The organism is Allobosea sp. Leaf344 (assembly GCF_001426225.1).
Taxonomy (GTDB): Bacteria; Pseudomonadota; Alphaproteobacteria; order Rhizobiales; family Beijerinckiaceae; genus Allobosea.
The window spans coordinates 68,507-80,257 of the sequence record NZ_LMRT01000001.1 but is presented as its reverse complement, the minus strand read 5'-3'; the positions used below and the strand labels follow the sequence as shown (position 1 = coordinate 80,257).

Here is an 11,751-nt window from a genome sequence, read left to right as displayed (position 1 = left end):
CGTTGTCATCGCCACGAATGACACGGCGGGTCGTTAATCGGACGCTGGTCCAACAACAAGAGAATGGAGTATATACGAGATGGTTGACAATGAGGGCGCCGACTTCATCGAGCTGACGGCTGATATCGTCTCGGCCTATGTATCCAACAATTCCGTGCCCGCCGGCGAGCTGCCGGCGCTGATCAGCGAAGTTCATTCCGCCTTGAGCCGGGTTCTCGGGGGCGTCGCGCCCGCAGCGCCGGCGGAGGCACCCAAGCCCGCCATTCCGGTGAAGAAGTCGATCACGGCCGATTTCCTGGTCTGCCTCGAGGACGGCAAGAAGTTCAAGTCGCTGAAGCGCCATCTGCGCACGCAGTACAACATGTCTCCCGAGCAGTATCGCGAGAAATGGGGCCTGCCGCCGGATTATCCGATGGTCGCGCCGAATTATGCCGAGGCCCGCTCGCAGCTGGCCAAGAAAATGGGTCTGGGCCAGCAGCGCCGCAAGCGCCGCTGAGCCGTCGATCCCGAAGAGCGCGAAGCCGCCGGCCCCGCCGGCGGCTTTTTGCATTCTGGCCGCGCGCCCGCCGCGGCTGCCCCGGCCCCGGCCCCGGCCGGTGAGGGGAGCCTTACGCTCCTGACTCCTTTGGGGCGGGGATAGCCCACCCTCGTCTTGCCAGATCGACTATAGGAATTTATTCATAACAGCACCGGGCGGCGCCGTGCCGCCCGCAGTCGCTGAGAGAACAAACAATGAACGACATCGAGACTGATCCGCTGGTCGATCTGGGTTTTTCGGCCTGCGCCCGCCTCGTCGAGGTCGCCACGGCCGCTGCCGCTGCGACGCCCTGCGAGGGTCTGAGGCAGCGGCGGCGCGGCCCCCGGCCGGTCGCCCTCGCCCGCCAGACCGCGATGTATCTGGCGCATATCGTCTTCGGCCTGTCCTATACCCGGGTCGGCATCTGCTTCGGCCGCGACCGCACCACGGTGCGCCATGCCTGTGCGCTGATCGAGGATCGGCGGGACGATCCCGCCTGCGATATCGGCCTGTCGGCCCTCGAAACCGCCCTGATCGCCCTCGACGGCACGCTGTCCCGCGCGGTGCTGTCATGACGGGCACGCCGGACAGGGAGCGCGAGACCGCGCGGCTTCTCACGCTGCTGGGCGAGGCCGGCGCCTTCGGCCGGGAGTCGCCGCTGGGCTGCGGCCGCATCGCGCTGTACCGCGCCAGAGGCGCGACGAGCCTCGGGGCCGGGCATGTCTCGGCGGAGCTGGTGGAGGCGCTGGTGCGCGACGGGCTGCTGCTCTGGACCGGGGAGGGCAGGGGCCGCCGGCTGGAACTCGCCGCGGGGCAGGGGCAGGGACGGGCGCTGGCCGCGCGCAGCCTGGTGATCGCCGGAGAGACCCGCCAGGTGCTGGTCGACGAGCGCGAAAGCCCTCTGCTCTGGCTGTATCGGCGCAAGGGCAAGGACGGCCAGCCGCAATTGACGCCGGGCGAATTCGCCGCCGGCGAGCGGTTCCGGGCCGATCTGACCACGGCCCGCATGCTGCCGCGCACCACGATGAACTGGGACGCCGCCCTCTCGCCCGATGACCGGGCGCCGGGAACGCGCGATCCCGCTGCGGCGACGGATGCGGCCTTGGCGGCGCGCCAGCGGGTGCGGCTCGCCTGCGAGCGCCTCGGCACGGACCTCGCCGGCATCGCGATCGATGTCTGCGGCTTTCTGAAAGGGCTCGATCAGATCGAGCGCGAGCGGCAATGGCCGGCGCGCTCGGCCAAGATCGTGCTGCGCCTGGCCCTCTCGGCGCTGGAGCGGCATTACGGGCTGTCACAGGCCAGGCGCGGGCCCGGCGCCCATGCGCATCACTGGCTGGCCGAGGGCGCGCGGCCCGGTATCCCCGCCGCCTGAGCCGATCGCCCCGTGGCGGGGTGTGGCCCGACGCCGCTTTTCGCTTCAGCCGGCCGAAGCGGCGCGCGCATCGGCCTTGATGCGGTCGATCATCGCGCGGACGCCGTTGGAGCGCTGCGGCGTCAGATGGGCCGCGAGGCCCAGCGTCTCGTAGATGGCGAAGGCGTCCGTCTCCAGGATCTCGTGGGCGGTCCGGCCGGAATAGATCGCCAGCGCCAGCGCCACCAGGCCGCGCACGATATGGGCGTCGCTGTCTCCGGCGAAATCGAGCCGCGCATCGGCGCCGGCGCCCTCGGTCGAGGAGACGAGCCAGACCTGGCTGGCGCAGCCGCGGACCTTGTTGGCGTCGTTATGCGCCTCCTCGGGCAAGGGCTGCAGCCCTTTGCCGAGCTCGATCAGATAGCGGTAGCGGTCATCCCAATCGTCGAGCAGCTCGAAATTGGCGATGATCTCGTCGAGTGTGGGGTTCATGGCCTGTCTGTCTGGGAGCCGCGGTCGCGCGGCGCGAGCCAGCGTCTTCGGCGCGTCCGGCGCGGCCGTCAAGCGCCGTCCGGTCGCAGGCTCAGCGCAGGGCGGCGGTCTTTCCCGCTTCGGCCTGCGCCTTCAAGCCGGAAGCGGCCAGGCCGAGCAGCCGGTCGCGGATCTCCGGATCGAGGCCGGCCATGATCTGCGCCGCCTCGCGCGCCGCGGTCACCCCGTGGACGGCGGTGCCGATCGCCTCCTTCGCCGCGATCAGCCCGGGCTTGCGCGCCAGCTCCCGTGTCTGGGCGGGGGGCTCGGCCGTCTCGCTTTTGCCGCCGTGAACGGGCGAATTCAACGCGATGGCGCCGATGATGGCGATGCTGCGAAGGATATAGGCCATGTCCGGTCCCTGTCTCGGCGCGGGCGCGATCCGCTGCGCCGGGCCGCTGATCTCTCCAACGCCCGCACCATAGCCTGCAACCCGAAAGATCGGGTTTGGCGGTTTGCTCGGATTTGAGGCAAATGCGCCGGCCGATCTTCAGCATCCATTCACCCTGCCGGAACAATCCGCCGGACTCGTACCGTCGACGGGAGATCAGTCAAGACGTTGAAATATCTATAGAATTGACCGAGCCGCCCGCCCGCCGCAGGCCGCCGGACGCCGCCGGCTTAAATCCCGCTTAAACCGGCCCGCGCATGGTCGTTTCCGACACGGGCGGCTCGGCCCGCAGAGGTTTTGCGTTGCGTTTTCCCATGACGATAGCGGCGATCAGGACACAGGTGGCGGAGCTAATCCACGCCAGCGTCCTGCCCTCGAGCCCCGAATGGTCCCGCCATGAACGGTTCATCCTGTCGCGTCTGGCCATAGGGGCGCTCGGCCTCGGGCTGGCGCCGGCCTATCTGGCCTGGCGCGGCACGCTCGGCGCCGTCGAGACCGGGCTGCTCGTCGCCGTCTCGCTGCCGCTCCTGGCCGTGGTCCTGCTCTCCCGCACCGCCCGCTTCGGCCTCGCCCATGGCGTCTCCGCCGCCGCCATGAGCCTCGCCATCTGCATCCTCGCAGGCGTGACGGGCGGTGTCGCCTCGCCACTGCTATTCGCGCTCGCTCTGGTTCCGGCGGAGGCGATGCTGCTCGGATCCTGCGCAGCCATCGGCCGCGCCATGGCGATCGCCCTGGCCGGACTCGTAGCGGTGGTCGCGCTCGACGGCGTCGGCCCCGGCAACGGGGAGGCGTCCTGGTCGGCCGGCACGGGTCTGGTCCTCGCCGCGCTCGCCATCGCCTATACCGGCGGTCTCGGCTTCTGGATCCTGCGCGGCCGCGACAGCCAGGCGCGTGCCCATCAGGCGACCGCGGCCCGGGCCCGGCTGCTGCTGGACACGGTCGGCGACCTCGTCACCTGGCACGACGCCGGCGGCTCGGTCGTCAACGCCAATGCCGCGGCGCTGAACCTGGCGGGGGCGGAGCCGAACGAACTGCTCGGACGCGGTCTGCTCGAGCGCGTTCACATCGCCGATCGGCCGCTATTCCTGACCGCGCTCAGCGAGGCGGCCCATGGCAAGGGCCAGGCCAGTGCGACCTTCCGCACGCTGTTCCTGCCCAGAGCCGGAGCCGATGCGCCGCGCGCGCCGGTCTCGCTCTGGCTGGAGATGCAGGCCCATCGCATCGAGAACGGTGCCGCCGGCGACGGCGTGGTGGTGGTCAGCGTGATGCGCGACGTCACGGCCAGGCTCGCTCTGGAAGCGGAGCAGGCGCGCACCCATGCCGAGGCGGTGAAGGCCAGCGACATCAAGGGGCAGTTCCTGGCCACGGTGAGTCACGAGCTGCGCACGCCGCTGAACGCGATCATCGGCTTCTCGGAAATCCTGACCGGGCCGCAGGACTTCCTGACCGCCGAGAAGCGGCTGGACTATGCCCGGATCATCCATGAATCCGGGCATCACCTGCTCGATGTCGTCAACACCCTGCTCGACATCTCGAAGATCGAGAGCGGCGCCATGACGATCGAGCGGGAGCCGCTGGACATGGCGGCGATGGCCAGGGAGTGCTGCTCGCTGATCGCGCTGCGCGCCGAAACCGGTTCGGTCGCGCTGGAGCAGGTGCTGGGGCCGGAGCTGCCCGCCGTCATGGGTGATCGCCGGGCCCTGAAGCAGGTGCTGATCAACCTGCTTTCCAACGCCGTCAAATTCACCCCCGCCGGCGGCCGCGTCGTGCTGGCCGTGGTGCGGGACGGCGATGTGATCGACCTGTCGATCGCCGATACCGGCATCGGCATCGCGGCCTCGGACCTGCCCCGGCTGGGCGAGCCGTTCTTCCAGGCGCGCAGCTCGTATAACCGCACCCATGAGGGCACCGGGCTCGGCCTCTCCGTGGTGCGCGGCCTGGTCGGGCTGCATGGCGGCAAGCTGACGATCGAGAGCGCGCCCGGGACCGGCACCAGGGTGTGCGTGCGCCTGCCCGTGGCCGGCGCCGCCAGCAACGCCCAGCCCGTGCCGATCACCACCTATGCGAGGGCGCCGCGCCGCGCCTTCGAAGCCAAAGAACCCATCCGCCTGACCGCCTGATCGAGAGTGCCGCTTCATGTCCGCGACCATCGCCGCCCGCTCCCATGGCCATGCCACGCTGTCCGCTCCGGCGCGGCGCCCGCAGAAGCCGCGCCGCAAGCCGGCGCTGTTCACGCGGCTGGGACGGCTCGCGGCCAAGCGCCCGGGCCGGACGCTGACCCTCGTCGCCTTCTCGGCGATCGCCGGGGCGATCCTGGCGAATGCGCTGCTGTTCCAGTCGGTGCGCCACCCCGCCCCGATCGTCTCGGCGCCGGCGGTCACCCCGCCGCCGCGCGCGGTCGAGCGGCGGGCGGAGCCGCCTCAGGCGGCGGCCGTGCAGCCGGAAGGGACATCGGCTCCGTTTCCCCCGGCGCGGCCCCAGGATTTCGCCCCCGCTGGCCGCGAGGCTCCGCTCCGGCCGCCTGCGCCCGTGGCTCCGGTGCAGCGCGCCGCCGCGCCGGCACCGGCACCGGCGCCGGCCGTGACGCCCGCCCGCGCAGTTGCGCGTGATCCGATCGCCGATCTGATCAACGGCATCGACATGCGCCCGCCGGCCGAGATCCGCGGCGCCGGCCGCCCGGCTCCGGCCCGCAAGCCGGTGGAGAACTGAGCGCGGCCGGCGAGGCTGGGCCGCCATGGCCAGGCTGACCAGTGATTTCTGGGTCTCCGCCTTTCTGCGCCAGGCGGCGCTGGACGGGCTCGTCGCGGTGCTGCGCCGTCGCGGTGCGAAGGAGGCGGGTGCGATCTTCGTCAAGCTGGACCGGCTCGACGGCACGGCGGCTCTGTACGGCCCCGCCCCGCAGGCTCTGGCGGACGAGACGGGCCGGCGCCGCTTCCAGCTGATTCTGCAATCCGATCCGGCCTCGGTGGAGGAGCGGGTCGAGAAGGAGCGCCGCTTCGACCCCGATCTCTGGCTGGTGGAGATCGAGAACCGGGCCGGGGATCCGCGCCTGGACCTGGTCGACTAGCCTTCCCCGCCGAAGCTTCGGTCAGGCCCGGTCGCGCCGCAGGCCGAGCGTGCGCATGATCCCCGTGATCGCCGCGTGGCTCTCGGGCTGGCTGGCGCCCGGCCGAACCGGCGTGCCGGACGGGTCCATCGCCGGCTGATGCCGGCCCCGCCGCGTGGTCTGCTGCGGCTGGGCCCCGGCGACCTGCATCACGACCCGCTCCGCGACCCCCGGCCGGACGAGCCGCATCAGCGCCACGAGCGCGAAGATCCGGTCGACGGAATGGGCCGCCTCGTCGCCCAGCCTGATCAGGAAGCGCGTCGCATCCTCGACACGCGCGCCGGCGGCCACCAGCGCGAGCGCCACGAGATCGCGCGAGCGATCGGCCTCCATGGCTTCGGCGAGCCCGGCCCCGAAGCCGAGATGGTCCGCGACGGCGCCGAAGGCGCTCGGCGGATCGGCCGCCGCCATGTCGAGCCAGCCCGCCAGACGGTCCGGCTCGAGCGTCCTGCGCCGGCGGTCGCCATCGTTGATCGCCTCGATCGCGGCGAGCGAATCGATGATCGCGGCGCGCCGGTCCGGCCCCGCCTGCAGGAAGAGCGGCGCGATCTCGGCGGGGCCGAGATCCCGGCGCGCCAGCAGGGCCGCGCCATAGGCGGCATCGGCGCGGGCGCGCTCGATAAGCCGGTCGACCGCCGCGCGCGGCAGAACGACCTTCTGATTGGCGATCAAGGCGAGATCGACGGCGCGCTCGTCCCGCTCCACCAGCAGCAGCATGGTCGCGGAGGTGAGATCGGGCCGCTCGGCCAGAGCGGCGGCCGTATCGGGCGCGCCATGTTCGGCGAGCGTCTCCATCTCGGCCTGCGTCACCGGCGCGCCGTGGCGCAGCAGCGCCGCCAGCACGGGGCCGCCGCGCGCCTGCAGGGCGGCCAGCACCGAAGCCGGCAGATGGCGCCAGCCGGCCAGTTTGGTCGCGAGAATGACGGCCGTCGCCTCGTCGATCACGGGGATCGACGCCGACGCCATCGCCTCGAAGGCGGCGATGTCGTCCGGCGCCGGCTGCGGCGTCGACAGCAGCAGATCCGCCTTCACCCGCAGCGAAACCTGGCTGAGATCCAGCCCGCCATCGCGGGCGAGGCGGGCGAGATGGGCGAGTTCTGAGGAGATGCGACCGGGCATGAACGCTGCTCTGCGGGGAAATCGGGACGAGTCAGCAATAATCCCCGAGGCTTTAATTTGGCGTTAACCATGTCGGCTCTTGATGCAGGTCTAGGAGGGCCTGGGCGTCGGCGGCGAGGTGCTCGCACAGCTCCGGGCCAGCTCCGACCCGAAACCGGCGCAACCAGGAGGCGCGTCATGTCCGTCGTCATTCCCTTCGCGCCGCGCCCTCGCTCCGCAGCCGCCGAGCCGGCGACGACCCTCGCCGATACTCCTGCGACCATTCTGTTCTTCACCGGCATCCGCTATGAACGCCATGCCGAGCCCGCAGCGGCCGAACGCAAGGAGCAGCCCAAGCGCCGCGCCGCGCGGCCGACCGGGCGCGCCCAGAGAGCCAGGACACCCGCTTGATTCGCGGGTCGGCAGGCAGGGTCGCGGCGGCGACGCTCGGGCTCGCCCTGGCCGCCTGCACCGGCGATCTCGGCCGGCCGCGGCCGACGATCTGGAACCAGATCGTGGCGCCGGAGATCGGCTTCTGGTCCGCGACCGCCCGGGGCGAGGCCGCCTCCTATTTCCGCCTGACCGATGACGAGCAGCAGCTGCGCGACCGCGCCTGGCGGCTGATCATGCCCGCGCATGAGAAGAGCTATTTCGCCGCCGAGCTGTCGGCGCTCGCCCATGCGCGCATCGTGCCGACATCCGCCCAGTCCAGCGACGTCGCCGCCTATTACAACGCGCTGACCTCCGGCTCCTACGCCTCGCAGGCCTCGCGCTATGCGCGTCTGGCGGAGGACGCCAATGCCGACCGGCTGCTGATCACGCCGTTCCGCGGCAATGCCCAGCGCGTCGTCGCCGCCGACAAGGTCAGGCTGCGCACGCTCGAAACCTCGCCGATGGTACCGCCGGAGAAGCAGGACCCGGCGCTCGCCCGCGTGCTCGAGAACGAGGGGCTGGTACTCTGGGTCTGCGAGCGGGTCGGTTTCCGCCTCGAGAGCTACCGCTACGCGCTGGCCAATCTCGTGGTGGAGATGCCCTCCCGCGAGGCTCTGCAGAGCGAGCGCACGATCATGGCGCTGGAGGCCGAGATCGGCCCCCTGTGCAAGATGTCGCTGCACGGCATCGTCAAGCCGCCGGTGCCCATCGTCGCCAAGGGTTGAGGCGGCGGGGACGCCGCTTCGTCACTCCGCCAGGCCGCACTCGACGCTCGCCGCCGAGGCTTCGGCATCGGCGCGGTCGGAGGGGCGCTGCGCCAGCGCCCGCGCCACCACGAGCCCTTCCAGCGTGTCGGAGACGATCCGCAATTCGCGCACCGCCTGGCCGTCGCCGTCGCGCGTCAGCCGCTCGGCCAGCTGCTCCTCGGTCAGCAGGATGAACTCGATCACCCCGCGGATCGCCGCGCGATCGGTGACGGCGTAGAGCACGCCGCCGCCGCGCCGGTGCAGCGTCAGCCCCAGCGGCACCGGCCCGGTGCGGGCGACGATCCGCATCGGGCCGCCCGACAGATCATAGCTGCAGGCCGCGGTCGCCACGGCCGGGTCGGCATCGCGCAGCTCCGCCAGCCCTCGCCCGGGTCCGGTGACCAGCTCCGTCCGGCCAGTGGCGCCGAGCAGCAGATAGGCGCTGGCCGCGTCGCTCTCGGAGAGCCGCGGGATCAGCAGGATGGTGACGATGTGCACGATCCCCGCCAGCACCAGCCCGGCCAGCGTCGCCAGCAGCCAGCCGCGCAGGGCTCCGCCCAGCCGGGTGAGGGGGCCGAGGCGGGAGAGCGGCCCGCCTCGGCGGCCCGTGGCGCCTGCCTTGGGCGGGGGAGGGGGCGCATCCTGTGCCGGATCCGCTGTCATGGGCGTCGCAATCATCCGCAATCGACCCGGCTGATGCGGGGCAGCATGTCGGGGCGCAGCTCCCCGGCCTGCCCCGAAAGCGGCGTGTCGTAGAGCCGCAGCCGCAGGGCGAAGCGCCGGTTGCCGGGCAGGGGCAACCAATTGCCCGGCTGCACGGCGGAGGCCGCGACGATCGCGATCATGCCGCTCTCGTCCCGGACGATTTCCTGGTCGGTAAAGCCGGTCCGCGAGACCGGCGGGCCGAAGACGCGCCCTTCCAGATCATTGACCGTCAGCGTCCAGGCCCTGGTCGGCGGCGTGGTGCCGGCGATGCGGTAGCGGCAGCGCCCATCGAGCTCCTGGCCCGTATCATCGGCCTCGGCCACCAGCTCGACGCCTTCGCCCGCGCCGAGCGGCAGGTGGACGCCGCGCGCGAGATAGGCGCGCATATAGGGGTCGATGTCGCGCCCGCCGCTGCTCGGCCAGGTCTGCCAGGCGCCGATCTTCACCAGCCCGACCACGGGGCGATGCGCGACGGCGTAATGCGCCGAGGCCAGGCCGATTCCGGCGCCGAGCGCGATCACGTAAGCGAGGCTGAGGACGCGCACGGGCCTGGTCGATCCGGTGGGGGGCGAAGCCCTGAGTTGAACCAGCGCGGCCGGTGGCGTCAACCGGGCGGTCAGCGCAGCGCCGTGACCCGCCCGGTCGGCGGGACCTCGCGCAGCCCCGCCTCGACCGAGAGCCGCGCCGCGCGCGGCGGCTCGACCGCCTTGAACATGCTCCCCACCGAGGTCAGCACCTCGAAGGATTGCCGCGGCATGTGCCCGGCGCCGGGACCGGGAGCGGGTGCGGCCGCAGCCGTGGCGGGGGATTGGCTCCTGGCCACCGGCACGCCCTTCTGATCGGGCGGCGTCACGCCGGGCAGCGGCTTCGTCTCCAGGCCCTGATGGGCGAACTGCATGATCTCCTTCCACGTCATCGCCGGCAGCGAGCCGCCGGTCATGTTCGCGGTCTCGGAGGAATCATCGTTGCCGTACCAGACGGCGCCGACGAGATTGCCGGAATAGCCGACATACCAGGCGTCCTTGTAGCCGTTGGTGGTGCCGGTCTTGCCCGCGGTGACCACGCCGTCGAGCGCGGCCCGGCGGCCCGTGCCTTCCGTCGGCACCTTGACCAGCATGGCGTTCATGTCCTGCGCCACCTGGGTGCTCAGCACCTGCGCGGCCGGCGGCTCGTCGCGCTCATGGCTGTAGATCGTCTCGCCCTGTGAGTTGCGGATCTCGAGCGCCGCATAGGGGCGGGCCCGGCGCCCGCCATTGGCGAAGACCGCATAGCCCGCCGCCATGTCGATCACCGTCACCTCGGCCGCGCCGATCGGCAGCGAGACCGTGTCGGTCAAAGGCGTGGTCAGGCCCATGGCGCGGGCGGTCTCGACGATCCTGTTGCGGCCGATCCGGGCGGCGCGCGCCTCATGCGTCTCGCCGGCGGAGCGCCCGATCGCGATCGACATCTGCACCGGGATCGTATTGATCGATTTCGCCAGCGCCACGGTCAGCGGCATCGAGCCGGCGAAGGACCGTCCGTAATTATTCGGGCACCAATTGCCGATGCAGACCGGCCGATCGGTCACGATCGTGTTCGGCCTGTACAATCCCGCCGCCATCGCCGCCGCATAGACGAAGGGTTTGAAGGAGGAGCCCGGCTGGCGCAGGCTCGAGGTCGCGCGGTTGAACTGGCTGATGCCATAATCGCGGCCGCCGACGATGGCGCGCACCGCTCCGTCCGGATCGAGGATCGTCACCGCCGCCTGCTTCGCCCGGTAGCCGGCGCCATGCTGCCGCAGGATGCTCTCGACGGCCTCGTCCGAGCGCGCCTGGATCGCCGGATCATGTGGGGTCTTGACCGTCAGCACGCGCTCGGGCCCGAGTTTGCCCTCTCCGGCCAGGCGGGTGACCTCGTCGAAGGCCCAGTCGAGATAGAAGTCAGGGCTCGCCCCGCGCTTGCGGTCGACGGGGGTGGCGGGGTTGCGCTTGGCGCTGTCGACCTGGCCGGCGGTCATGAAGCCGGCATCGACCATGGCGTTGAGCACGTCGTTGGCGCGGGCCCGGGCCGCCGGCAGATTGACGTGGGGCGCGTATTTGGTCGGTGCCTTGAACAGGCCGGCCAGCATGGCGGCCTCGGCCAGCGAGACGTCCTTCACCGATTTCCCGAAATAATAATCGGCTGCCGCGGCGACGCCGAACGTGCCGCCGCCCATGTAGGCCCGGTCGAGATAGAGCTTCAGAATGTCGTTCTTGGTCAGGCGATATTCCAGCCAGAGCGCCAGGAAGGCTTCCTTGATCTTGCGGTCGAGCGAGCGCTCATTGGTCAGGAACAGGTTCTTGGCGAGTTGCTGCGTCAGCGAGGAGCCGCCCTGCACCACGCCCGAGGCCCGGGCGTTGACCGTCACCGCCCGCAGCGTGCCGATCACGTCGATGCCGAAATGATCGTAGAAGCGCCGGTCCTCGGTCGCCAGCACCGCCTTGATCAGATGGTCCGGCATCTCCTCGAGCTTCAGGGAATCGTCGTGGCGGGCGCCGCGATGCCCGATCTCGGAGCCGTAGCGGTCCAGGAAGGTCACGGCGAAGACCTGGTTCTTCAGCGCGTCCTCGCGCCCCTCCTGGAATGACGGGATCGCCAGCATCAGCATCACCAGCGCGCCGGCGATGCCGATATTCAGCCCTTCGCTCGCGAATTCCGCGGCCAGCCGCTTGCCGCCGGTGACGGTGAAGCGGTCGGCGAAGCTGCGCAGGCGCTCATGCAGGTCGGATGCGCGGCGAGCGGCGTTCCAGAGGCCAGCATCGACCCAGGAATCGACGGCGAGGGCGTAGCGCCTCATCCGTGTGCCCCAGCCTGCCTTGCGGAATTCCATTGCCGACCCGGCCCCTCATTTCAGCT

At 71.0% G+C, this 11,751-nt stretch carries 14 protein-coding genes; 8 read left to right on the top strand and 6 right to left on the bottom strand.

Going from position 1 to position 11,751, the window contains the following annotated elements:
• Nucleotides 1-79: 79 nt before the first annotated feature.
• The 3 genes from ASG72_RS00365 to ASG72_RS00355 all read left to right on the top strand — a co-directional run bounded on the left by ASG72_RS00365 (nt 80) and on the right by ASG72_RS00355 (nt 1,889).
• A complete protein-coding gene (locus ASG72_RS00365) occupies nt 80-496 on the top strand; it encodes a MucR family transcriptional regulator (RefSeq protein ID WP_056707398.1) in 417 nt (138 codons plus the stop codon).
• Between the two features lie 236 nt (nt 497-732).
• Entirely contained in the window at nt 733-1,092 is a 360-nt protein-coding gene (locus ASG72_RS00360) for a helix-turn-helix domain-containing protein (protein ID WP_056707394.1), read from the top strand.
• Nucleotides 1,089-1,889, top strand: a complete 801-nt coding sequence (locus tag ASG72_RS00355) for a DUF6456 domain-containing protein (protein ID WP_056707391.1) — start codon at nt 1,089-1,091, stop codon at nt 1,887-1,889. Before ASG72_RS00360 ends, ASG72_RS00355 begins: the two co-directional genes overlap by 4 nt.
• A 45-nt stretch (nt 1,890-1,934) precedes the next feature.
• Here the strand turns inward: ASG72_RS00355 and ASG72_RS00350 are convergent, their stop codons facing one another.
• Both ASG72_RS00350 and ASG72_RS00345 read right to left on the bottom strand, forming a co-directional pair.
• Nucleotides 1,935-2,360 (bottom strand): SufE family protein, encoded by a 426-nt coding sequence (locus tag ASG72_RS00350; protein ID WP_056707389.1) that lies wholly within the window; start codon nt 2,358-2,360, stop codon nt 1,935-1,937.
• Nucleotides 2,361-2,451: 91 nt separating this feature from the next.
• Nucleotides 2,452-2,751 (bottom strand): hypothetical protein, encoded by a 300-nt coding sequence (locus ASG72_RS00345; RefSeq protein ID WP_056707385.1) that lies wholly within the window; start codon nt 2,749-2,751, stop codon nt 2,452-2,454.
• 380 nt (nt 2,752-3,131) lie between these two features.
• Between ASG72_RS00345 and ASG72_RS00340 the strand changes: the two genes are divergently transcribed.
• The 3 genes from ASG72_RS00340 to ASG72_RS00330 are packed head-to-tail and all read left to right on the top strand — an operon-like array spanning nt 3,132 to nt 5,857.
• Nucleotides 3,132-4,910 carry a HAMP domain-containing sensor histidine kinase gene (locus ASG72_RS00340; protein ID WP_056707381.1) on the top strand — a complete coding sequence of 593 codons (1,779 nt, stop codon included), beginning with the start codon at nt 3,132-3,134 and terminating at the stop codon, nt 4,908-4,910.
• Between the two features lie 16 nt (nt 4,911-4,926).
• Entirely contained in the window at nt 4,927-5,499 is a 573-nt protein-coding gene (locus tag ASG72_RS00335) for a hypothetical protein (protein ID WP_056707379.1), read from the top strand.
• Between the two features lie 25 nt (nt 5,500-5,524).
• Entirely contained in the window at nt 5,525-5,857 is a 333-nt protein-coding gene (locus tag ASG72_RS00330) for a DUF1491 family protein (RefSeq protein ID WP_056707375.1), read from the top strand.
• 21 nt (nt 5,858-5,878) lie between these two features.
• Here the strand turns inward: ASG72_RS00330 and ASG72_RS00325 are convergent, their stop codons facing one another.
• The gene (locus ASG72_RS00325) at nt 5,879-7,015 is read right to left on the bottom strand and encodes a DUF2336 domain-containing protein (protein ID WP_056707373.1); all 1,137 of its coding nucleotides are present in this window, start codon (nt 7,013-7,015) and stop codon (nt 5,879-5,881) included.
• A 177-nt stretch (nt 7,016-7,192) separates the two neighbouring features.
• Between ASG72_RS00325 and ASG72_RS00320 the strand changes: the two genes are divergently transcribed.
• Nucleotides 7,193-7,405, top strand: coding sequence for a hypothetical protein (locus ASG72_RS00320; RefSeq protein ID WP_056707370.1), 213 nt, complete (start codon nt 7,193-7,195; stop codon nt 7,403-7,405).
• A complete protein-coding gene (locus ASG72_RS00315; protein ID WP_056707367.1) occupies nt 7,402-8,151 on the top strand; it encodes a hypothetical protein in 750 nt (249 codons plus the stop codon). The genes ASG72_RS00320 and ASG72_RS00315 overlap by 4 nt, the downstream gene beginning before the upstream one ends.
• A gap of 21 nt (nt 8,152-8,172) precedes the next feature.
• On the opposite strand, the gene ASG72_RS00310 is transcribed toward ASG72_RS00315, so the two are convergent.
• From ASG72_RS00310 to ASG72_RS00300, 3 genes are all read right to left on the bottom strand, one after another.
• Nucleotides 8,173-8,835, bottom strand: coding sequence for a hypothetical protein (locus tag ASG72_RS00310; protein ID WP_082539965.1), 663 nt, complete (start codon nt 8,833-8,835; stop codon nt 8,173-8,175).
• A gap of 11 nt (nt 8,836-8,846) precedes the next feature.
• Nucleotides 8,847-9,422 (bottom strand): DUF1214 domain-containing protein, encoded by a 576-nt coding sequence (locus tag ASG72_RS00305; RefSeq protein ID WP_056707363.1) that lies wholly within the window; start codon nt 9,420-9,422, stop codon nt 8,847-8,849.
• 71 nt (nt 9,423-9,493) lie between these two features.
• Entirely contained in the window at nt 9,494-11,692 is a 2,199-nt protein-coding gene (locus tag ASG72_RS00300) for a PBP1A family penicillin-binding protein (protein WP_244488643.1), read from the bottom strand.
• Nucleotides 11,693-11,751: the final 59 nt, after the last annotated feature.